This window comes from Rhizobium terricola (assembly GCF_012927355.1).
Lineage (GTDB): Bacteria > Pseudomonadota > Alphaproteobacteria > Rhizobiales > Rhizobiaceae > Allorhizobium > Allorhizobium terricola.
In genome coordinates this window covers 104,056-126,932 of the sequence record NZ_JABBGK010000006.1, presented here as the reverse complement: position 1 = coordinate 126,932, position 22,877 = coordinate 104,056, and the positions used below count along the sequence as shown (strand labels likewise).

General features: G+C 64.3%; 17 protein-coding genes. 8 read left to right on the top strand and 9 right to left on the bottom strand.

The genetic code is table 11. The annotated features are described in order from the left end of the window. Positions 1-48 precede the first annotated feature (48 nt). Entirely contained in the window at positions 49-2,184 is a 2,136-nt protein-coding gene (scpA, locus tag HHL25_RS20320; RefSeq protein WP_169595057.1) for a methylmalonyl-CoA mutase, read from the top strand. Between the two features lie 15 nt (positions 2,185-2,199). Here the strand turns inward: scpA and HHL25_RS20315 are convergent, their stop codons facing one another. Then, positions 2,200-3,129 (bottom strand): LysR family transcriptional regulator, encoded by a 930-nt coding sequence (locus HHL25_RS20315; RefSeq protein ID WP_169595056.1) that lies wholly within the window; start codon positions 3,127-3,129, stop codon positions 2,200-2,202. 168 nt (positions 3,130-3,297) lie between these two features. Between HHL25_RS20315 and HHL25_RS20310 the strand changes: the two genes are divergently transcribed. The 7 genes from HHL25_RS20310 (at position 3,298) to mmsB (ending at position 10,488) form a co-directional block, all read left to right on the top strand. After that, on the top strand, positions 3,298-4,500 hold the full coding sequence (locus tag HHL25_RS20310) for an ABC transporter substrate-binding protein (RefSeq protein ID WP_169595055.1): 1,203 nt from the start codon (positions 3,298-3,300) through the stop codon (positions 4,498-4,500). 25 nt (positions 4,501-4,525) lie between these two features. Continuing rightward, positions 4,526-5,305, top strand: a complete 780-nt coding sequence (locus HHL25_RS20305; RefSeq protein WP_169595054.1) for an ABC transporter ATP-binding protein — start codon at positions 4,526-4,528, stop codon at positions 5,303-5,305. Then, positions 5,305-6,006: an ABC transporter ATP-binding protein gene (locus HHL25_RS20300; protein ID WP_169595053.1), complete on the top strand. Its 702-nt coding sequence runs from the start codon at positions 5,305-5,307 to the stop codon at positions 6,004-6,006. The genes HHL25_RS20305 and HHL25_RS20300 overlap by 1 nt, the downstream gene beginning before the upstream one ends. Before the next feature lie 4 nt (positions 6,007-6,010). Then, positions 6,011-6,898, top strand: a complete 888-nt coding sequence (locus HHL25_RS20295) for a branched-chain amino acid ABC transporter permease (protein WP_169595052.1) — start codon at positions 6,011-6,013, stop codon at positions 6,896-6,898. Positions 6,899-6,989: 91 nt separating this feature from the next. Further along, the gene (locus HHL25_RS20290) at positions 6,990-7,901 is read left to right on the top strand and encodes a branched-chain amino acid ABC transporter permease (RefSeq protein WP_246701922.1); all 912 of its coding nucleotides are present in this window, start codon (positions 6,990-6,992) and stop codon (positions 7,899-7,901) included. Positions 7,902-7,993: 92 nt separating this feature from the next. Beyond that, positions 7,994-9,589 (top strand): GMC family oxidoreductase, encoded by a 1,596-nt coding sequence (locus tag HHL25_RS20285; RefSeq protein ID WP_169595050.1) that lies wholly within the window; start codon positions 7,994-7,996, stop codon positions 9,587-9,589. 23 nt (positions 9,590-9,612) lie between these two features. Then, the gene (gene mmsB, locus HHL25_RS20280; protein ID WP_169595049.1) at positions 9,613-10,488 is read left to right on the top strand and encodes a 3-hydroxyisobutyrate dehydrogenase; all 876 of its coding nucleotides are present in this window, start codon (positions 9,613-9,615) and stop codon (positions 10,486-10,488) included. Between the two features lie 579 nt (positions 10,489-11,067). Here mmsB and bcsN read toward each other — a convergent pair. The 8 genes from bcsN to HHL25_RS20240 all read right to left on the bottom strand — a co-directional run bounded on the left by bcsN (position 11,068) and on the right by HHL25_RS20240 (position 22,859). Then, a complete protein-coding gene (bcsN, locus tag HHL25_RS20275; protein ID WP_169595048.1) occupies positions 11,068-11,886 on the bottom strand; it encodes a cellulose biosynthesis protein BcsN in 819 nt (272 codons plus the stop codon). Position 11,887: 1 nt separating this feature from the next. Next, the gene (locus HHL25_RS20270; RefSeq protein ID WP_169595047.1) at positions 11,888-13,930 is read right to left on the bottom strand and encodes a hypothetical protein; all 2,043 of its coding nucleotides are present in this window, start codon (positions 13,928-13,930) and stop codon (positions 11,888-11,890) included. After that, positions 13,930-16,224: a cellulose biosynthesis cyclic di-GMP-binding regulatory protein BcsB gene (locus HHL25_RS20265; protein WP_169595046.1), complete on the bottom strand. Its 2,295-nt coding sequence runs from the start codon at positions 16,222-16,224 to the stop codon at positions 13,930-13,932. The genes HHL25_RS20270 and HHL25_RS20265 overlap by 1 nt, the downstream gene beginning before the upstream one ends. Further along, the gene (gene bcsA / locus HHL25_RS20260) at positions 16,217-18,478 is read right to left on the bottom strand and encodes a UDP-forming cellulose synthase catalytic subunit (RefSeq protein ID WP_169595045.1); all 2,262 of its coding nucleotides are present in this window, start codon (positions 18,476-18,478) and stop codon (positions 16,217-16,219) included. Before bcsA ends, HHL25_RS20265 begins: the two co-directional genes overlap by 8 nt. A gap of 307 nt (positions 18,479-18,785) precedes the next feature. Then, on the bottom strand, positions 18,786-19,586 hold the full coding sequence (locus HHL25_RS20255) for an ABC transporter permease (protein WP_169595044.1): 801 nt from the start codon (positions 19,584-19,586) through the stop codon (positions 18,786-18,788). Then, positions 19,583-20,437, bottom strand: coding sequence for an ABC transporter permease (locus tag HHL25_RS20250; RefSeq protein ID WP_169595043.1), 855 nt, complete (start codon positions 20,435-20,437; stop codon positions 19,583-19,585). The genes HHL25_RS20255 and HHL25_RS20250 overlap by 4 nt, the downstream gene beginning before the upstream one ends. Then, positions 20,434-21,462, bottom strand: a complete 1,029-nt coding sequence (locus HHL25_RS20245; RefSeq protein ID WP_169595042.1) for an ABC transporter ATP-binding protein — start codon at positions 21,460-21,462, stop codon at positions 20,434-20,436. Before HHL25_RS20245 ends, HHL25_RS20250 begins: the two co-directional genes overlap by 4 nt. A gap of 308 nt (positions 21,463-21,770) precedes the next feature. Beyond that, positions 21,771-22,859: an ABC transporter substrate-binding protein gene (locus HHL25_RS20240; RefSeq protein ID WP_169595041.1), complete on the bottom strand. Its 1,089-nt coding sequence runs from the start codon at positions 22,857-22,859 to the stop codon at positions 21,771-21,773. Between the last annotated feature and the right edge of the window lie 18 nt (positions 22,860-22,877).

Sequence of the window (22,877 nt, the reverse complement as noted above, 5' to 3'; positions counted from 1 at the left end):
CAGGGCAGAGGGGGGTGTCTCGACCACGTACACCGAGGAGACTGTCCAATGACCGAGAAGACCATCAAGGACTGGGAAGCACTGGCCGAGAAGGAGCTGAAGCGCCCGGCCGACAGCCTCGTCTGGCAGACGCCGGAAGGTATTCCGGTCAAGCCGCTCTACACGGCCGACGACCTCGAAGGCATCGACCATCTCGGTTCGCTTCCCGGCTTCGCCCCCTTCGTCCGCGGACCGCGCGCCACCATGTATGCCGGCCGCCCCTGGACCATCCGCCAGTATGCCGGCTTCTCCACGGCCGAAGAGAGCAACGCCTTCTACCGCAAGGCGCTCGCCGCCGGCCAGCAGGGCGTCTCAGTCGCCTTCGACCTCGCCACCCATCGCGGCTATGACTCGGACCACCCGCGCGTCGTCGGCGACGTCGGCAAGGCAGGCGTGGCGATCGACAGTGTCGAGGACATGAAGATCCTGTTCGACGGCATCCCGCTCGAAGACATCTCCGTCTCCATGACCATGAACGGCGCCGTCATTCCGATCCTCGCCAACTTCATCGTCACCGGCGAGGAACAGGGCGTGTCCCGCGAGAAGCTTTCCGGCACCATCCAGAACGACATCCTCAAGGAGTTCATGGTCCGCAACACCTACATCTACCCGCCGGCCCCCTCGATGCGCATCATCGCCGACATCATCGAGTACACGGCAAAGGAGATGCCCAAGTTCAACTCCATCTCGATTTCCGGCTATCACATGCAGGAAGCCGGCGCGACGCTGGTGCAGGAACTGGCCTTCACGCTCGCCGACGGCCGGGAATATGTCCGTGCGGCACTCGCCAAGGGCCTCAACGTCGACGATTTCGCCGGCCGCCTGTCCTTCTTCTTCGCCATCGGCATGAACTTCTTCATGGAGGCCGCAAAGCTCCGCGCCGCCCGCCTGCTCTGGACCCGCATCATGCAGGAATTCGAGCCGAAGAAGGCCTCCTCGCTGATGCTGCGCACCCACTGTCAGACTTCGGGCGTCTCGCTGCAGGAACAGGATCCCTACAACAACGTCATCCGCACCGCCTACGAGGCTCTCTCGGCAGCGCTCGGCGGCACGCAGTCGCTGCACACCAACGCGCTCGATGAAGCCATCGCGCTGCCGACCGAATTCTCGGCCCGCATCGCTCGCAATACCCAGCTCATCCTGCAGAACGAGACCGGCGTCACCAAGGTCGTCGATCCGCTCGCCGGTTCCTACTATGTCGAGAGCCTGACCAACGACCTGGCGGAGAAGGCCTGGGCCCTGATCGAGGAAGTGGAAGCCATGGGCGGCATGACCAAGGCGGTCGATGCCGGCCTGCCGAAGCGCCTGATCGAGGAAGCCGCGACCCGTCGCCAGGCGGCCGTCGACAAGGGCGAGGAAGTCATCGTCGGCGTCAACAAGTTCCGTCTCGAGAACGAAGCGCCGATCGACATTCTCGACATCGACAACACCGCCGTTCGCGCCTCGCAGATCAAGCGTATCGAACAGACCCGGCGCCAGCGCGATCCCAAGGCCGTCGAAAAAGCACTCGCCCGCATCACGGACTATGCCCGCAGCGGTGAGGGCAACCTGCTGGAAGCCGCCGTCGAGGCCGCCCGTGCCCGCGCCACCGTCGGCGAGATCTCGGATGCCATGCGCGTGGTCTACGGCGACCATGCCGCGACCCCCATCGTAGTGCACGACATCTACGGCAAGGCCTATGAGGGCGACCCGGAAATGCAGATGCTTTCGGGCCGTCTGACCGACTACTCCAAGAAGGCCGGCAAACCGCGCATCATGGTCGCCAAGCTCGGCCAGGACGGTCACGACCGCGGCGCCAAGGTCATCGCGTCCGCCTTCGGCGACATCGGTTTCGACGTCGTCGCCGGCCCCCTCTTCCAGACCCCGGATGAAGCGGCCGACCTCGCCGTCGCCGAAAAGGTCCAGGTGGTCGGCATGTCCTCGCTCGCCGCCGGCCACAAGACGCTGGCGCCACAGCTGGTTGAGGCGCTGAAGGCCAAGGGAGCGAAGGACGTGATCGTCGTCGTCGGCGGCGTCATTCCGCGCCAGGACTATGACTACCTTCTGGAACACGGTGTCTCGGCCGTCTTCGGCCCCGGCACCAACGTCCTGGATGCCGCCCGCACCGTGCTCGACCTGATCGAAGGACGCCTGCGCAACGACTGAGCGTCGGAGCTCCGCTTACGATGCCGGACGGCTTGCCACAGGCCGTCCGGTGAACGATCCACCGCTCCCATGGACGACATCCCGCAGGAATTCGATCACCGTGCGCACCCGCGCCACCTGCCGCAGATCGTGATGGCAGGCGATCCAGTAGTGGCGGCAGAGATCGACGTCGTCCTCCAGCACCACCTGCAGTTCCGGATACTGCTCGGCAATGAAGATCGGCAGCACGCAGAGCCCGAGCCCGCTGCGCGTCGCAGTGAGCTGCGAGAAGATGCTGGAACTCTGGAAGTTCGGCCGGATGCGCGGATGGATGTCGCCGAGATAGTCGAGCCCCGGCGCGAAGATCATGTCTTGGATATAGCCGATGAAGGCATGTTCCAGCAGATCGTCGCGCGTCCTCGGCTCGCCGCGCCGGGCGAGATAGTCACGCGTGCCGTAGATCTTCAGGTGGTAGTCGGTGAGCTTTTCGGAAAAATAGGGACCACCCTTCGGCGCATCGAGCACCACGGCGACGTCGGCCTCCTTGCGCGACAGCGCCATGATCTGCTGGATCGTCACCAGTTCGAGTGAGATGCTCGGATGGCGACCGGTGAAATCCGGCAAGGTGTGCGTGAAGAAGAAGTTGGAAAACCCCTCCGGAGCCGACAGGCGGACGACGCCACGCTGCCCCGTCGCACCGCCGGCGAGATCGGCCTGCAGACGCTCGGTCTCCTGCTCGATCTTTTCCGCCGTCTCGATGAAGCGCTGCCCCATCGTCGTCAGCACATAGCCGCGCGGATTGCGTTCAAACAGCTTGACCTTCAAGGCAAACTCGAGCCGGTCGATCCTTCGCGATACCGTTGCATGGCTGGATCTCAGCTGCCGCGCCGCGGTGGATAGCTGTCCTGTCCGCGCCACAGCAAGGAAGAACTGCAGATCGTCCCAGGTGAAACTCGCATTGCTCATGATTCCTCCCTCTGTTCAAAAATGAACAGACCCTGTTTGCAATTAGTTAAGCTCTGCGCTTGCGTCAACCCAACTATTCCGGGATCATGCCGCATGACATGCCGTTCTGAGGAGTACGGCTGGTCAATTTTGAACAGGTTCGCGACCTGCACTCTGGGAGGAGATCAAATGCGCAACAAGCTCATCGCGTCCATGGCTATCGTATTGGCGTCAAGCACGGCGGTTCTCGCCGAGCCGTCGGACGGCAAGGTGAAGATCGGCATCCTGAACGACCAGTCCGGCGTCTATGCCGACTTCGGCGGCAAGTTCTCCTACGAAGCCGCCAAGATGGCGGTCGAGGACTACGGCGGCAAGGTTCTCGGCGTCCCGGTCGAGGTCGTCACCGCCGACCACCAGAACAAGGCGGACATCGCTTCCAACATCGCTCGCCAGTGGTACGACACCGAGCAGGTCGATACCATCATGGAGCTCACCACCTCTTCGGTCGGCCTCGCCGTGCAGGCGCTCTCGAACGAGAAGAAGAAGATCACCATCAACACCGGTGCTGCTTCCACCGACCTGACCGGCAAGCAGTGCACCCCTTATGGCTTCCACTGGGCCTATGACACCCACGCCCTCGCCGTCGGTACCGGCGGCGCCATCGTCGACCAGGGCGGCGACAGCTGGTTCTTCCTGACCGCAGACTACGCCTTCGGCTATTCGCTCGAAGAGAACACCAGCGGCGTCGTCAAGGAGAAGGGCGGTCAGGTGCTCGGTTCCGTTCGCCACCCGCTGGCGACCACCGACTACTCCTCGTTCCTGCTGCAGGCGCAGTCCTCCGGCGCAAAGGTCGTCGGCCTCGCCAATGCCGGCATGGACACCCAGAACGCCATCAAGCAGGCAGCTGAATTCGGCATCGTCACCGGGGGACAGCGCCTGGCAGCACTGCTCTTCACTCTCGCGGAAGTTCACGGCCTCGGACTTGAAGCCGCTCAGGGGCTGACGCTCACCGAAGCCTTCTACTGGAACCGCGACGACGAAAGCCGCGCTTTCGGCAAGCGCTTCTTCGAACGCACCGGCGCCATGCCGAACATGGTCCATGCCGGCACCTATTCGGCCGTCACGTCCTACCTGAAGGCCATCGAGGCCGCCGGCACCGACGAGACCGAGGCGGTCGCCGCCAAGCTGCATGAACTTCCCGTCAACGACGTCTTCGCCAAGAACGGCAAGGTCGGCCCGAACGGCCGCATGATCCACGACGTCTACCTGATGGAAGTGAAGAAGCCGGGCGAGAGCGACATTCCGTGGGACTACTACAAGGTCCTCGCGACCATCCCCGGCGACAAGGCCTTCAAGGATCCGGCCCAGTCCGGCTGCCCCCTGGTCAAGTAAGCAACCGAAGAACGCGGACGAATAGATGAGCAATGATCCTGTGCACCAGCAGGACGAGCCGCGGGTGGTCCTTTCCGCCCGCGGTCTTGGCAAGGACTTCTTCGGCTTCACCGCCGTGAACAACGTCGACCTCGACGTCCACCACGCCCGTATCCATGCCCTGATCGGGCCGAACGGCGCCGGCAAGACGACGGTGTTCAACCTCCTGACCAAGTTCCTGCAGCCCACCCGGGGAAAGATCACCCTTCTCGGCACCGACATCACCAACACCAAGCCCGACAAGATCGCGCGCATGGGCATGGTGCGGTCGTTCCAGATCTCGGCCGTCTTTCCGCACCTGACCGTGCTCGAAAACGTCCGCGTCGCCCTCCAGCGGCCCAATGAACTGGCGGTCCAGTTCTGGCTGCCGCTCTCTTCGCTCGACCGTCTCAACGGCCGGGCGGAAGTCCTGATCGACGAACTCGGTCTCACGCCCTATCGCAACACCCGCGCCGCCGACCTGTCCTATGGCCGCAAGCGCGTGCTGGAGATCGCAACGACCCTTGCGCTCGACCCTGAAGTCCTGCTGCTCGACGAACCGATGGCCGGCATGGGCCAGGAAGACGTGCGCATGGTGGCCGACATCATCCGCGAAGTCGCCCGCCATCGCGCCGTGCTGATGGTCGAGCACAATCTCTCGGTCGTCGCCGACATCTGCCACCACGTCACCGTCCTGCAACGCGGCGAGATCATCGCCGAAGGCGACTACGCCACCGTCAGCCAGGATCCGCGCGTGCGCACCGCCTACATGGGCACGGAGGACTAATGGCACCGCTCTTGAACGTTGCCGGGCTTCAGGCCTGGTATGGCGAAAGCCACGTCCTTCACGGCGTCGATCTCTACGTCAACGAAGGCGAAATGATCTGCATTCTCGGCCGCAATGGCATGGGCAAGACCACGACGCTCAGGACCATTATGGGCATCCTGCGCAAGCGGTCGGGCGAAGTGACCTTTGCCGGCCAGGACATGATGTCGATCCCGCTGCACAAGACGGCCCGCGCCGGGCTCGGCTTCGTGCCGGAAGAGCGCGGCATCTTCGCGACGCTCTCGGTCGAGGAAAACCTGATGCTCCCCCCCGTTGTCGCCAAAGGCGGGATGAGCCTCGAGGAAATCTACGAACTCTTCCCCAACCTCCAGGAACGCCGCAACAGCCCGGGCACCAAGCTGTCCGGCGGCGAACAGCAGATGCTGGCCATGGCCCGCATCCTGCGCACCGGCGCCCGCTGCCTCCTGCTCGACGAACCGACCGAAGGCCTTGCCCCGGTCATCATCCAGCGCATTGGCGAGGTTCTCGTGAAACTCAAGGAGCGCGGCATGACCGTCGTGCTCGTCGAGCAGAACTTCCGCTTCGCCTCCAAGGTCGCCGACCGCTTCTACCTCATGGATCACGGACAGATGGTCGCCGAATTCCCGGTCGGCCTGCTACCCGAGCGCATGGACATGCTCAACAAGGTTCTGGGGGTCTGAGACAATGACTATGATATTTGGCATTCCCCTGCAGGCCTTCCTCGGCCAGCTTCTGATCGGCCTGATCAACGGTTCCTTCTATGCGCTCTTGAGCCTCGGCCTCGCAGTCATCTTCGGCCTGTTGCGGGTCATCAACTTCGCCCATGGCGCGCAATACATGCTCGGCGCCTTCGTCGCGCTGCTGCTTCTGACCAAGGGCGGTGCGAGCTACTGGGTCGCGCTCGTCGCAGCGCCGGTCATCGTCGGGCTGGTCTCCGCGGCGATCGAACGCACGATGCTATCCAGGCTCTACAAGCTCGACCATCTCTACGGCCTGCTCTTCACCTTCGGCCTCGCGCTGACGATCGAGGGCACGTTCCGCTACTTCTTCGGCGCCTCCGGCCAGCCCTATCCGGCTCCGTCGCAGCTCCAGGGCGCCGTCAACCTCGGCTTCATGGTGCTGCCGATCTACCGCGGCTGGGTCGTCATCCTGTCGATGCTCGCCTGCTTCGCGACCTGGCTGCTGATCGAAAAGACCAAGCTCGGCGCCTATCTGCGCGCCGCGACCGAAAACCCGGTCCTCGTGCAGTCCTTCGGCATCAACGTGCCGCTGCTGCTCACGCTCACCTACGCACTCGGCGCAGCGCTTGCCGCCTTCGCTGGCGTGCTCGCGGCCCCGATCTACCAGGTCTCGCCGCTGATGGGCACGAACATCATCATCGTCGTCTTTGCCGTGGTCGTCGTCGGCGGCATGGGCTCGATCATGGGGGCGATCGTCACCGGCTATATGCTCGGCATCGCGGAAGGCCTGACCAAGGTGTTCTATCCCGAAGCCTCCAACATCGTGATCTTCGTGATCATGGCCATCGTACTGATCCTGCGTCCGGCAGGCCTCTTCGGGAAGGATGTCTGACATGTCCCACCACGCACCCGCCGTCTCGGACGCAAACACCGTCGCCGCCCACCCGCAGGCCCTGCTGCTGCGCAATGCGCTTCTCGCCATCATGCTGGTGCTGCTCGTCGTGGCGCCCTTCCTGGTCTATCCGATCTTCGTGATGAAGCTTCTGTGCTTCGCCCTCTTCGCCAGCGCCTTCAACCTGCTTCTCGGCTATACCGGGCTCCTGTCCTTCGGCCATGCCGCCTTCTTCGGCGGGGCGGCCTACTTCACCGCCCATGCGGTCAAGGAATGGGGTGTGCCGCCGGAAGTCGGCATTCTGATCGGCGTCGCGGGGGCATCGTTCCTCGGTCTGCTGATGGGCCTGATCGCACTCCGCCGCCAGGGCATCTACTTCACCATGATCACGCTGGCACTGGCGCAGATGTTCTTCTTCTTCTGCCTCCAGTCGAGCTTCACCCATGGCGAGGATGGCATCCAGTCGGTGCCGCGCGGCCACCTGTTCGGCGTGATCGATCTCTCGGTGACCACCAACATGTATTATTTCGTGCTGGCTGTCTTCCTTGTCGCCATGGCCGTGATCTGGCGCTTCATCAACTCTCCCTTCGGCATGATCCTGAAGTCGATCCGCGAGAACGAGAACCGCGCCATCTCGCTCGGCTACTCGGTCGTCCACTACAAGCTCGGCGCTTTCGTCATGTCGGCGGCTCTGGCCGGCCTCGCCGGCGGGGTCAAGGCACTGGTCTTCCAGTTCGCCACCCTGACCGACGTCACCTGGCAGATGTCCGGCGAAGTCGTGCTGATGACCCTGCTCGGCGGCATCGGCACCATCATCGGCCCGATCTTCGGCGCCGGCATGGTCGTTGCGCTGCAGAACTTCCTCGCGACCTCCGACTTCCCCGTGACCGTGATCACCGGCGTGGTCTTCATGGTCTGCGTGCTGCTCTTCCGACGCGGCCTGATCGGCGAGTTCTACGGATCGCGGCTCGGCCGCAAGCTGGGCTTCGACCACCGCGTCTGAGCGCGGCCGATCGACGCCCGAAACAGTATTTGAAATTGCGAAATGACAATTCTCGGCCTTCGGGCCGGGAACGGTGTCCCTCGGGGTAAGACATGGAAAGCTTCGACTATATCGTCATCGGCGCCGGCACGGCCGGCTGCGTCATGGCCAATCGGCTTGCCGCCGACCGCACGACCCGCGTCCTGCTGCTTGAGGCCGGCGGCAGCGACAACTACCACTGGATCCACATTCCCGTCGGTTATCTCTATTGCATCAACAACCCGCGCACCGACTGGTGCTTTTCCACCGCGAAGGAAGAGGGCCTGAACGGACGCTCGCTCAGCTATCCGCGCGGCAAGGTGCTCGGCGGCTGTTCCTCGATCAACGGCATGATCTACATGCGTGGTCAGGCCCGTGACTATGACCAGTGGCGCCAGATGGGCTGCGAGGGTTGGGGCTGGGACGAGATCCTGCCCTTCTTCCGCAAATCGGAGGACTTCTACAAGGGCGCCGACGACATGCACGGCGCGGGCGGCGAATGGCGGGTCGAAAAGGCCCGCGTCCGCTGGGTCGTCCTGGAGGCCTTCCAGCAGGCGGCCAGGGAAGCGGGCATTCCCGAGACCGCCGACTTCAACCGCGGCACCAACGAAGGTTCCGGATACTTCGACGTCAACCAGCGTTCCGGCATCCGCTGGAACACCGCCAAGGCCTTCCTGCGCCCTGCCGTCAAGCGTGGCAACCTGACCGTCCTCACCAAGGCCCATGTCAAGCGCCTCGTCATCGCCGATGGCGCCGTCACAGGGGTCGAGGTCCATCATGACGGTGTGACGAAGCGCTTTGTCGCACGGCGCGAAACCGTGCTCTGCGCCGGCGCGATCGGCTCGCCCCATATCCTCGAACTCTCCGGCATCGGCCGCGGCGAGGTCCTTCAGAATGCCGGCATCGAGGTGGCCAAGGAAGTCCGCGATGTCGGAGAGAACCTGCAGGACCACCTCCAACTCCGCCTCGCCTTCAAGGTCACCGGCGTACCGACGCTCAACGAGAAGGCCTCGAGCCTTATCGGCAAGGCCTCGATCGGGCTGGAATATCTGCTGAAGCGTTCCGGACCCATGGCCATGGCGCCGAGCCAGCTCGGCATCTTCACCCGCTCTGGGCCCGACAAGGAAACGCCGGACCTGCAATACCACGTCCAGCCCGTCACGCTCGAAAAGTTCGGCGAGCCGGTCCATCCCTTCCCGGCGATGACGGCAAGCGTCTGCAACCTCAGGCCAGAAAGCCGCGGTTCTGTCCACGCAACTGCCCCGGACTTCGCCGCCCAACCCGTCATAGCGCCCCGTTATCTCTCCGCGCCCGCCGACCGCGATGTCGCGGTCCGGTCGATCCGGCTGACCCGCAAAATCGCCAGCCAACCTTCGTTCGCGCGTTACCGGCCGGAGGAATTCAAGCCGGGCCCGGCTTACGAGACCGACGAGGACCTGGCGCGCGCCGCCGGCGACATCGGCACGACGATCTTCCACCCGGTCGGCACCTGCCGCATGGGTTCGGACGACCAGAGCGTCGTCGATCCGCGGCTGAGGCTTCGGGCACTCAAGGGGCTCCGGATCGCCGACGCCTCGATCATGCCGACGATCACCTCCGGCAACACCAATTCCCCCACGATCATGATCGCCGAAAAGGCGGCGGCCATGATCCTGGAAGACAATCGCTGACGCGAAGGACCAAGGAGACCAAGATGGCCACTATTGCATTCATCGGACTAGGCAACATGGGCGGGCCGATGGCCGCCAACCTCGTAAAGGCCGGCCATTCTGTGAAGGGCTTCGACCTGTCGGCCGATATCCTGAAGACCGCCGCCGGAAACGGCATCTCACCCGTAACTTCACTCGACGAGGCCGTCGCCGGCGCCGATGCCGTCGTCACCATGCTTCCCAAGGGCGCGCATGTGCTGTCTGTCTGGGGCGCACTCGTCAAGGCCGCGACTGCCGGAACCCTGCTGATCGACTGCTCCACCATCGACGTCGAAAGTGCCCGCAAGGCCCATGAGCTCGCCGCGGGTGCCGGTTGCCTGTCGCTCGACGCACCGGTTTCCGGCGGTACCGGCGGAGCGTCAGCCGGGACCCTCACGTTCATGGCCGGCGGCAGCGACGCGGCCTTCGCGAGCGCCAAACCCTTGCTCGAAGCCATGGGGCGGAAGATCGTCCATTGCGGCGGCGACGGCGCAGGACAGGCGGCCAAGATCTGCAACAACATGATCCTCGGCATTTCGATGATCGGCGTCTGCGAGGCCTTCGCGCTCGGCGAAAAACTCGGCCTCAGCCACCAGGCGCTGTTCGACGTGGCCTCGACCTCGTCCGGCCAGTGCTGGTCGATCAACACCTACTGCCCGGTGCCTGGCCCGGTGCCGACCTCGCCCGCCAACAATGACTACAAGCCCGGCTTTGCCGCAGCGCTGATGCTGAAGGACCTGAAGCTGGCGCAGGAAGCAGCCCTTGCCGCCGGCGCGGCGACCCCGCTCGGCGCTGAAGCGGCCCAGCTCTTCGACCTGTTCGACAAGCAGGGCAATGGCGGGCGCGACTTCTCTGCGATCATCGAAATGCTGCGCGGCTGATGCTCCCCCTCCCCCGCGCTGGCGTTGCGGCCGATGGATTGGGTTCCATCGGCCGCAATGCTTTTGGGAGGTGGGAGGAGCGCGACTCTTGGGGGTGGGGTGTGCCGCACTCCTCCCGCGATACCTGTCGAGATCTTGAACCGTCCGGCATGGGGGGCGGGACGGTTCCGACAGGTACCGCAACGGTCCCGGAGGGACCGATCTGGTAAACTATCGGGATCCCGGCGCGATGCGCTCGGTTTCAGTCGCTAACGGGCCTGAAGCCCGAAGCGTCGCGGTGGAATATCGTGACTGTAGGGATGCGCTGATGCGGCGCGCCAGAGGCTGCGCCATCCGGTCCCGGACCAAGCCGGACCGACACGACAAGCGTCTATCCGCTCTGATCGCGGACAATTCAATGCACGTCATGTGCCCATTCCCATCTCTCATTTTCCGCGACGTCATGCGCAGAATTCCTCTTGGAACAGGCAAAGGGTTAGACCCCAGGTGTAAAGAACTGCTTAACGGAAATGGTCGCATTTGCCGCTGTCGCCACGCTCTCCACAGGTGCGCAAACCAACCTGGGGACAAGTCGGATTTTCAAGATTCGTCCGGCATGGGGATGACGACAGCCGAACCGTCCGCGCCGGTATCGGTCGTCCTTTCCGGCTGTGCCGTGGCCGCGATCGATCCTGCGACGCTGTTGGTGGGCGCAGGGTCGATCCCGGCGACAGGCGCCGCCGCAATGTCCTGTGCCTGTTCGAGCGCGAGCGGCATGCCGCCGGAGCCCTCGGCGAAGGCCAGTGTCTCGATGGTCCGCCCGTTCACCGGCTTCAACTGCAGACCGGCCATCAGCACGGCGAGACGCTCCGCGCCGAGTTTGGGGTCGCAGAAACGGAGCCGGATGCGCATGCCGTACCCCTTGCCGATCGCCTCCGGTCCGACCTGCTGCCAGGCGAACACGCAGGCCTCGCCCCGGCCGGTCGCACCGGTGGCGAGACCATAGACGCCATAGCCGTTCTGGTGCGCGACACCGTCGAAGGTCAGTCGGGCGTCCGGCAGGGCCAGCTGCATCTCGCGCTGCAGTTCCGACTGGCTGGGACCACGGCGGTAGCGCTGCGAACCCGAAGGCCCGAGCTCGATCGACAGCGTGTTCTCGCCCGCCGCCGTCGAACGGTTCTGGTAGACCACTGTCTGTTCGGCAACCTCGCCGGTCACGCTCTGGCGCACCGAAAGGATCCGGCCGGCGGACGAGGGAAGCCGGCCGAGCGCGAACTGGGAATCGACCTCGGCCTTCGCCGACACGGTGCCGGCCACCGGCGCCGCAGTGGAAGCGGTCAGTACGGGATCTTCCACCGTGCTGCAGCCGGCGAGCGCAGAGAGTGCGCCCATCACGAGCGCGATCCGGATTGCCAGCATGTCAGCCTCCAAGTCTTTCGCGGATGATCGCGAGCGCACGCCGGTTTGCAGAATCGCTCATCACCATGTCCGCACGTTCGAACAGTTTGCGCGCCTCTGCCAGATGACCAAGGTGATAATGCGACCAGGCCCGCATCTGCGTGATGCCGCCGGTTTCCGGTGCGATCTGGAAACGGGCGTTCAACGCATCGAGCGTCTGCTGATAGCGGCCGGCATCGAACGAGGCGCGGGCCTGCTGCCAATAGATCTCGGCGCGAAGTTCCTTGTCCCGTTTCGCACTCATCGGATAGGCGCCGACAATGGTGCTTGCCTCACCGGTGAGCCCCGTGCGCAGCAGCGTGAGTGACAGGCCGTAGGCCGCATCTTCGCCCGCCTGGCCCTTGCCGTGTAATGCGGCCAGAAAGGCGCCGCGTGCCTCGGTCAGGTGGTTGAGCTCCAGATGGCACCAGCCCTTGACCAGCGAGGCATTGGCATCGAGCGAACCGGCAGCTTCCCTCGCCCGAAGCTTGTCGATGCAGTCGCCGAAACGCTTGGCCCTGAAGGCGGCCAGATAGTCGGCCTCGCGCACTGGCACGGCGCTGGCGACATCGCTTCGGCCGCGGCCCGACGGCGCAACCGCACTCTTCAGTGCCTCGAACATCTGCGGATAGGCACTTGCATACTGTTCGCGCAGCGCCTTCACGCCTGCCTTGTCGCCGCCCTGCTGGCGGGCAAGCAGCAGGCCCTTCAGGCTGTCCGGTCCCTTTTCCCATTCGAAAGACTTTTCGAACCAGGCCTCGGCCGGCGCGAACTGGCGCGAATTGTAGGCATACCAGCCGATCACCTCGGCATGCTTGGCAGCATGGGAAGACTGGATCGCCGTGGCGTAGGCCGCAACCACCGCTGCATCGATATCCCCGAGTTCGGGCTTGCCGAAGCGCGGAGAAAGGGCAGCCATGACGAAATCACTATCGGCGGCAATCAGGGCGAGATGGCGGACTGCAAGCGCATAGGCAGCCTCCGCCTTGTTCTGGGCGGAAAGCGCCGAATAGAGGCCCTGCACGGTCTCGATGGTCGGTTCGATGTCGACGGCGCGGCCGAACCAGTTCTCCGCCACGATCGGCTGACCGGTCTTCAAACGGTACCAACCCAGAAGGCCGAAATCTGCCGTAGACTTCGCATCCATCGCGGCCTTTTCGAGGGCGATTACCTCGCCGTCGGGAACCTTGTCGGTGTCGCCGGACGCGTTAGTGAATTCGGCGACCTCGCGCCGCACCAGGTCGAGGCGCAGGGGCTCAAGCCGGGCCGCCATGGTGAGGGAGCCGGCCGAGAAGCGCTCGATCGCAGCCTTCAGGTCGGCGACCGGAAAATCGTTGAGCGCCTTCTGCAGGGTGGTGACGAGCATGTCGTCGGAAAGCCGGCGATCGCCTTCCCGCATCAGGATGCCCCGATACACCGTGACCATCGGCGCGCTCATGTTCTTCTCGCGATAGGCGTCGAGAAGGTGCCAGAGCAGATCGATCTCGGTCTCAGTCGCCGGATCAAGCGCACCGGCCGCCGCGATGACACGGTCCCAGTTATGGGCAGACGCGGCATCCTCGATCGACTGGCGCAGCTTGCGGCGCTCGAGCTTGACGGTGAAGTCTTCCGAGGGCTGCCAGCCCGCATTGGCCGCGGCAAGCCGAGCAAGCTCGGTTTCGATCCCGGCAAAATCGCCCTTCTCATAGAGAGCCCAGAGCGGTGCCTCGTCCACCTTGGGACCGGTGTCCTGCGCATAGAGATCCGAAGGCGGGGCGAAACCCGGATACTTGGCCTGCAGCCGCTGGGTTTCGGCCTCGACGCGTCGCACCTCACCCTCCTTGGCGTAGTAGTAGAGGGCGGCGAGTTCCACGGCATCGGGACCGGCCGGCACTGACGCTGAAGGCGTGGCCGCGGCGACGCTTGCCGGCGCAGGTTCGCCAGCGTCGAAAAGCGACGGGGTCGACCCGGCGATTGCGGGTGCCGCGATCGGCAGGGTCAGAACCGAGGTGACGAGGGCAATCCGAAGGGTTTGGCGGTGGTTCATCACAGGTCCGTCCTCACGCCCTTGCGTGGAATGATCATGCCGAGCCAGAAGCCGAAGCCGCCGAGCAATGCCAGCACCAGGCCCACATAGACCTTGAAATTGTCGGAGAGCCAGGCTGCCGCCAGGCGCCGGAGGTTCGAGAAGCTGGCGTCGGTGATCGGCGCAAAGACATAGGCTTCCGGCATGCGGATGACGAGATCATCGCCCGCACCGTGCAGCGTGGCGCTGCCGCCGTTGAGCCGCTGCCAGATTGCCGGGTCGGTGAGCTTGCCCACGCCGGTTTCAAGCGCCTCGGGCGTTGCGGCCGAGACGGTCGTCCAGACCCCGTCGCCAAGCGGTGCAGGCTCCTGCGAAACCTCAAGCAAGACGTTCTTTTCGCCGCCGGTGCGCGGCGCCTCGACCGGATCCTGGTATTTCAGCCAGCGCCCGATGACCGTAGATGCCTTCGACAGGAAGGCAAGCATCTTCGTCCGCCAGGATACCTGGTCGTCGTCAAGCGCGGTGCTCGCCTCGAAAGCGCTGAGCAAGGCTTCCGACTGGCCGCTCAGCTGTCCCTCGTTGCCGGCAGCGGGAAGGACGGAGGCCGTCTCGATGGGGTCGACGAGGATACCGTCGCCGGAGGTACCGAGACGCGCCGACTTGTGAGCTGCAACCGAGGCCGTGCTGACAATCAGTGCGTTGCGCCCCGATGCCTGGTCCGCCTCACCGACGGCAAGCACGGCCTGAAGCGGCTTGCGCGCGGTCAGCGACAGACGGCCGGCCAGCGTCAGGGCCGAGCCGATGGTGGCCTCGTCGCTGCGATCGACCACCAGGTCGAAGGCCTTGCCGTCGTTGAACGGATAGGCAGTGCCTGCAAGCGCAGCCAGATCCGGAGACTTGCCGATATGGGCAAGCGCCGGAATGGTGAAGGAGGAATCCTCAAGCAACACGAAGCGCGGCTTGGCGCCGCCGGTCTGACCCGGCGCGCAAGCTGCATCGCCCGCGACCGGCAACTCGGCCAGAACCTCCACCTTGTTGAGACCCGCATGGAAGGCCCTGAGCGGAAGGCGGATGCGGCGGCCGTCGAAACGCTGGCCCTCCTCGCTGTAGAGGATGTGGCTCGTCACCGCCCGATCATTGACCCGGAGGATCAGTTGCGCACCCGGAGCGAGCCCCGGCGCAGTGGCCGCGATCAGATTGAAGTCGACCGTGCCGTAATCGCCGGGATAGAAGTCGCCCGGCATCTCGATCTCGAAACGGGTACGGGACAGCCGGCCGGAAAAGGATTCCGCGCGATAACCGGTCTCACCCAGACTGAAGGTTTCCGTGGTGCTGGCTAAGATCGGCCCCATGGAACGATCGAGAACGCCCTGCTGCAGCCCGTCGCGCATCGGACCCCGGGCTGCCTGGGCAAGAGCTGCGGCCACCGCCTGCTCGTCTGCGGCGCGAAGGACGAGGACCGCACGTCCGGATGAAACGCCCTTGCGGACGGAAAGACCGAGCGGCGCCGACGAAAGGATCCCGCGCGCGGCATCCGTCTGCGGCATTCCCTGCACCTCGCCGGCATAGACATCGATCCCCGGCCCCTCGCCCGGCAGTTCGCCGACCGATACCCTGACTTCCGCGCGATTGAGGAAGAGCGTGAGCGTCTCGACCAGCGGAAGCGCACGACGCGCGACGGCCTCGGCCTGTCCGGCCGGGGCGATCAGCCGGATCTCCGTCACGCCGTCGGCCTTGCGCCCGACCGAGAGGAGATCGTCGAAGGTCGAGAACGTAATCGGGGCGGCCGAGACGAAACCGCTCTTCTGTGGATCGATCTGGGTCCAGAGCTCGTACGTCGCGGCCAGCGAGCAGTCGACACGGTGATGCTGGCGGGCGCGGATGCGCAGGTCGTTGCGCCCGACCTTCAGCATCTCGGCCGAAACGGCGATGTCCTCGATGCGGAGCCCGTCCGGCGAACGGATCGCAATCGATCCGGCGGCGTGGCCGTTCACTTCGAGATCAAGCGCCGCGTCGTCCGGCAGGATGGAAACGGCATTGTTGTAGGCGATGCGGATCTTGCCGCCGGCGCGGACCTGATCCGGCGAAAGGAAATAGGACAGGTGACGGCTGTCGTCCTCGCCGGTCAGGCGAAGCTCATGACTCGTCTGGACGAAGGGGATCACAGCTACACCCGAGGGGGAGGACTGGGTTACCACTTCGGTCTGAGATGCCGCCGGCAGCAGGGAAAGGTTCGCATTCTCGGCAGCACCGGCTGCCGGAGCGGCCAGCATCATGAGAAGCCCGATTGCGGTCAGGGTGCGCAGATCAGCCATAGATCATGCCTCCGGCAACAGGTGAGACAGCAACGTCGTTGGCGACGAGCGCATCGAGCTGGGCACGGCGCGGGAGGATCTGCAGCGGGGCGTCGCCGAACGACTTTTCGGTCTGCTCCCGCACCAATCCGCCGGCATACTGCAACGCACGAAGCGTCTCGGTGATCGTCCAGCGGGCGAAACGAAGCGTGCCAACGAACATGCCCTGCCGCTTCTGGCGGTGGGTCAGGCGATCCTGCAGGACCGACTGGTCGGCATACATGATCTCGGCAATCGCCATGAAGGTATCGGCCGTGCGGCGCGCATAGGCGAAACCGTAGAGCGTCTCGTCGTGGCGCTTGCTGACGCTGCGGCACACCACGTCGAGCGGCAGGATCTGACCGCCACGGCGCAGTTCGATACGCGCCTCGCCGCCGGCGGCAAGCGCGTCCGGCGCGCGGCCGTCGACAAACTGGATCGACATGCCGCCACTCGAAACGTCGCGCACGATGATGTCGTGCAGGCATTCTCCGACGCGCAGCAGTGCGTGACGCTTGACCTGGAGACGGTGGTTGCGGCGACGCTCGCGACGTTCCGAGACCACGCCGAGCGCGGCCCCGGCGATGCCGAGATTGATGGTGTTCCACCCGGCCACGATCAGGAGCAGTTCGGACGGCATCGGCTCGGTCATGTAGCGCCAGATCGCATAGCAGGTGGCGCCCAGCAGCAGGAAGAAGATCGCGAAATACGGCCGTGCCAGCGGCGATAGCTTGCTCTCCTCCAGCGTCTGCCCCTTCGCGGTGACGTTGAAGGTCGGCTTGCGGGGATTGCGCACGACCGAAACGATCGAGCCGAACAGGAGCACTGACTGGACGTATTCGTAGAGCTCCGAGATCCACGGCCAGCGTACCCGGCCGTAGAGATAGCTCTGCAGCGCGAAGGACGAGATCAGGTAGGTCATGGAATAGAGGCCGAACTCGATGATGTTGGCCTGGAAGATCTCCAGCGAGAAGAAGATGTAGAGAAGCGGCGCGAACATGAAGACGAGCCGCGACAGCGGGAAGAGCCAGAACAGGTTGGTGCCGGCGTAGCAGATGCGCTGCGCCATCGTCAGGCCGCGGGCGAGGAACGGCCGGTTGAGGATGAGGATCTGCAGCATGCCCTGGCTCCAGCGGGCGCGCTGGCCGATGAAGGAGACGAAGGTTTCCGGCTGCAGACCGGCGATCAGCGGCTTGTCGACATAGACGCTGTGCCAGCCGCGGCTGTGCAGCGACAGCGCGGTCTCGCAGTCTTCGGTGATCGACTGGCCGGAAAAACCGTCGGTCTCGAGCAGCGCCTTGCGGCTCAGCACGGCAGCGGAACCGCAGAAGAACGAGGCGTCCCATTTGTCGAGACCGCACTGGACGACCGAGTAGAACATCTCGTTCTCGGACGGCATGCGGGCGAAGGTCTCGAGGTTCTTCTCGAGCGGGTCCGGATTGAGAAAGAAGTGCGGGGTCTGGACGAGGAAGAGCTTCTCGTTCTCGCGGAAATAGCCGACCGTCTCGTTCAGGAAATCGCGCACCGGCGCATGGTCAGCGTCGAACACGACGACCAACTCGCCGGACGAGATCGCTAGCCCGGCATTGAGATTGCCGGCCTTGGCGTGGCTGTTTTCCCGGCGGGCATGGTAACGGACATCCATGGCTTCGCAGAGCGCCGAAAGCTGCTCGCGGCGGGAACGGGCGGCAAGCGAGACGCGCGGATCACGGTGATTGCACTTGGCGTCCGTGCCGCCGTCATCGAGAAGATAGACGGTCAGCCTGTCCTTCGGATAGGCCATCGACTTGGCCGCGGCCAGCGTCATCGCCAGCAGTTCCGGATCCTCGTTGTAGGACGGAATGAATACGTCGACGGTCGGGCACTCGGATGCGGAGAGCCGCGGGGCCGACTTGCGCTTCAGCGGATCGGCCAGCATGAAGAAGCTGACAGCCAGCATCACCAGGCAGTACATTTCAGCACAGTAAAGGATGATGCCGGGAATGAAGTTCTGCGGTTCGGAGACGTTCGGCAGCGTCTCCGTCGTACGCCAGAACGCATAACGCAGCGCCAGCACGGCGACGAAGACAAAGGTCAGGATCCGGAAGGATTTGATCTCGGGACGGCTCATGAAGAAGAACATGAGCCCGAGAACGGCAACGCTCAAAACGAGCTGCGCCTGAAGGCTCACGGGGAGCCACAACAAAAACAAGCCTAGCACGCCTGCAATGATCGCAGGCCATTTCGCGCACTTCATGTGCCCCATTCCCCATTTTTCATCGCCCGCCACGTCATGTGCGGAGTTCCGAATGGAACAGGGGGAGCGTTAGGCGTCAGTCCTCAACGAATTACTAATTTCGTTCGAAGTTGAATGGTCACCCGTGCCGATGGTTAAATTCGGGTAAATGGAACGCCCGCAGAATTCACATTAACGAAACAGCAATACTTTCAGGCCGCGCCTTCACCCAACGTGTTGTTTTCATTGCTGTATGATGAAAAGCAAAACCTCCCCGCGTTTCCCCGGGGAGGTCCTGAAGTGTCACGAAACGGGACAAACGGTTCCGTTATCGGTCGTCGGCGGCCATGGCGCCCAAGAGCTTTGGCAGATCGCCAAAACGGGCGACGAGACCGAAGACGATGCCGGCGACGACGACGAACAGGATCGACACCGACGCCATCACCGGCGTGTAGCCGTAGCGCAGCGCGTTGAAGATCTTGATCGGCAGCGTCTCCATGGTGAAGCCGACGGTCATGTAGGCGACGATGTATTCGTTGAGCGACAGCACGAAAGCGAACGCATAACCCGACACCAGATAGGGCCGAATGAGCGGCAGGACGACGGTGCGGAACACGGTGCGATCGTCGGCGCCCATGGTGGAGGCCGCCTCGACCAGCGAACGGTCGATCGCGGAAAAGCCGAGCGACAGGGTCACGAGCGGCAGCGTCACGAAGAAGATCCCGTGACCCATGACCGCAGTCCACGGCTGCCCGTAAAAGCCGCTTGCCGCCCAGAAGGTCAGAAGGCCGAGCGCGGTGATGACCGGCGGAAGGGTGAACGGTGCGATGCCCAGCACCTGGAAGATATTCGCCCAGGGGGCGAGACGCCGCCAGAGGAACCAGGAAAGCGGAAGCGCGATCAGCACCGCAAGCGCCGCCGAGGCCAGCGCCAGGACGACCGAGGCGAAGAAGGCGGAACGCCAACCCGGATCGGTGAAGATCGCGCCATACCACGCCAGTGAGAAGCCCTCGGGCGGGAAGGTCAGGCTCTGCTTCTCGTTGACCGATACGCCGGCAACGACGACGATCGGAGCGGCGAGAAAAATGCCGACCAGCAGGAAGTAGAAACGCGTCAGCAAGCTGTTCATGCCGCTTCTCCCTTCCGGCCGACGAAAAGCGTGAGAGCCACCATGCCGAGCGTGACGAGCACGAGGAACACCGCCATCGCGGCCGCGAACGGCATGTTCGACTGGTAGATCGCCTGGTCGGTGATCAGCACCGACAGCGTCCAGTGCTGCGGCCGTCCGAGGATCTGCGGCAGGAGGTAAGAGCCGAGCGCGAAGATGAAGACCATGATGAGCGTCGCAAGGATCGTGTTGCGCAGCGCCGGAACGACGACCGTAAAGAAGGCACGCAGCGGCGAGGCGCCGAGCGTGCGGGCCGCTTCCGTCAGCGTCGGGTCGAGACGGACGAGCGCGGGATAGAGCACCAGCACGGTATAGGGTAGCGCCTGATAGGTCATGCCGGTCAGCACCGCCGCGAAATTCGGCATCAGCGCCACGGGCTTTTCCATGAGCCCGATCATCACCAGAAGGTTGGTGATGCCGGCGGTGCGGGAAAACAGCGTCGACCAGGCGAAGCCGATGATGACTTCCGACAGCGACAGCACCGAGAGCAGCGCCACCAGCCAGACGACCTGGGCTTTGCGCGACATGCGTGTGAGCAGGTAGGTGAACGGCAGGCCGAGCGCCACGCAGACGGCCGCGACCGCGATCGCCAGCATCAGGGAGAAGCCGAGCACGCCGGCGAAGAACATCGACAGGAAGCGGGCATAGTTGTCGAACACGAAGGCCGGCGAATAGAAGCCGGCGGGATCGCGCTGGAAGAAGCTGACGGCGATCATCGTGCCGAAGGGCACGACGAAGAAGAGGATCAGCATGCCCGCCGGAAAGGCGAGCGGCGCATAGTCGAGCGCGGTCTTGGGCGGTTCGCGTCTCATGCGGCGAGCACCACGGCGGTCTGCGGATCGATCACCAGGCCGACCTCCTGGCCGACACTGACGACGGGACGTTCGCGCGGGGTCGAGACCGCGATCACCTCAGTGCCGCGCACGTCGATGAAGGTCTCGATCGTGCCGCCAAGGTCGCGGATGAAGGTGACGCGGCCCGAGAGACGCCCTTCGCCGGGTGCCGACAGATGGATGTCCTCCGGCCGGACCGAGAGGCTGCAGGCCGCCTGATCTGCCGAAATGCCCTCGACCGCCTGGCCGAGAACCAGCGTGCGGCCGCTCTCGATGGTCACCGGCAGGAGATTGGTCGAGCCGATGAAGTCGGCGACGAACCGGTCGGCCGGCTTGCGGTAGATCTCGATCGGGCTCGCCGCCTGGCGGATCTTGCCGCCGTTCATCACGACCACGGTGTCGGCCATGGTCATGGCCTCGCGCTGGTCGTGGGTGACGACGATGGTGGTGATGCCCAGTTGCTGCTGCAACTTGCGAAGTTCGACCTGCATCGCCTCACGCAGCTTGGCGTCGAGGGCCGAGAGCGGCTCGTCGAGCAGGAAAAGCTTCGGCGAGATGGCCAGCGCACGGGCGATCGCCACGCGCTGGCGCTGACCGCCCGACAGCTTGGTGACGGGGCGGTCGGCATAACCCGGCAGATGGATCATCGCCAGCAGTTCCTCGACGCGCTTGACCTGAGCCTCGCGCCCGATGCCGCGAATACGCAGCGGATAGGCGATGTTCTCGCCGACGGTCAGGTGCGGGAAGAGCGCCAGCGACTGGAAGACCATGCCGAGATTGCGCTTGTGGGTCGGGACCTCGGTGATGTCCGTACCGTCGAGCACGATCGAGCCGCCGGTCGGCTGCTCAAGACCGGCGATCATCCGCAGCAGGGTCGTCTTGCCGCAGCCCGATGGGCCGAGCAGGCACACGAAGCGCCCTTCCGGCACCGAAAGCTGCGCCTGATCCACGGCCGTGAACGGTCCGAATTGCTTGGTGACACCGTTGAGGATGAGTCCGGACATTCTGTCTCCGAAAGAAAAAGGTATGGGATCTACGTCCCTGTCTGCCCCGGCCGCGGCGGCCCATCAAGGGTTTGATTGTCTCGCACTCTTGCTCGGGGCTCAAGCGGGACAGTTGGTCCGCTATCCAGGCACGCAGAAGACAATGGCCCCTCATCCGCCCTGCCGGGCACCTTCTCCCCGTTAAAACGGGGAGAAGGAGACTTGCCGCACCGCGTCCGTCCCCTCTCCCCGCAAGCGGGGGTTCGAAGGACGGGTCGAGACACGTGGCTCGACCCGGGTCCGGTCAGGGTGAGGGGCATTCTCCAGTATCAGCCGACGATCAGCTCGGTCCACTTCTGGTTCAGCCAGTCCGACTTGGTCTGGTAGAGGTCGTAGCGCGGGGTGATCGGCTCGATGTCGGAGGACACGGCTGCGAATTCCTCGGCCGTCAGGTCGAGCAGTTCGCGCTTGACGGTCGGTGCGGTGCCGACCTTGCGCGACAGCGTCGCCTGGATCGAGGGCTGGCACATGTAGTCGATGAAGACATGGGCTTCCTCGACCTTGGTCGAGGCGCGCGACAGGGCCCAGCAGCCGGAATCCTGGATGCCACCTTCCTTCGGGAAGGTCGAGCGGACCGGGTGGCCGTCGGCGGCGGCAAGGCCGGTGACGTCGTGGTAATACTGGCCCATCGGGATTTCGCCCGACTTCAGCGCCTGCTCGAACTGGGCTTCGTCACGATACCAGAGGCGCACATTCGGCTTCACTTCGGCGAGCTTTTCGAAAACCTTGAGGATGCCCTCTTCGGTGTCGAGGGCATTGGTACCGCCGAAATGGGTCTTGGCGGTCACTTCCAGCAGGAAGGAGTTGGAAACCAGCGCCAAGAGGCCGAGCTTGTCGGCATTTGCCGGATCCCAGAGCGCCGCCCACGAGGTCGGAGCTTCCTTGTAGACGTCGGTGTTGGTGACGAGCGTGATGTACCAGGCAACGGCACCGATGCCGGCGATGCGGCCATCCGGATACTTGTTGACGAAACGGTCGATCAGGTTCGAGGCGTTCTTGATCTTGGCGGTGTCGAGCGGTGCCCAGAGTTCGGTCGACTGGCCCTTCAGCATCGAGACCTGGGACATCATCGACAAGTCGGCCGGAGCCTGGCCGGCCTTGGCGGCCTGCTCGAGCTGCACGAGCCAGGCTTCACCCGTCGGCTCCGCGACGGATTCGATGGCGATGCCGGTCGCCTTGGTGAATTCGGGGAAGATGTTCTTGTCGAACGAATCCTTGAAGTAGCCGCCATAGACGCCGACCTTCAGCGACTTGTCCTGGGCGCGCAGGATCGACGGCATGGCGAGCATGCCGGCACCGGCAAGCGAACCGGCCAGCACGCCGCGGCGGCTGACGGAAGTATTGAGGATTTTTTTCATGGTCCTGTTCCCTTGTCT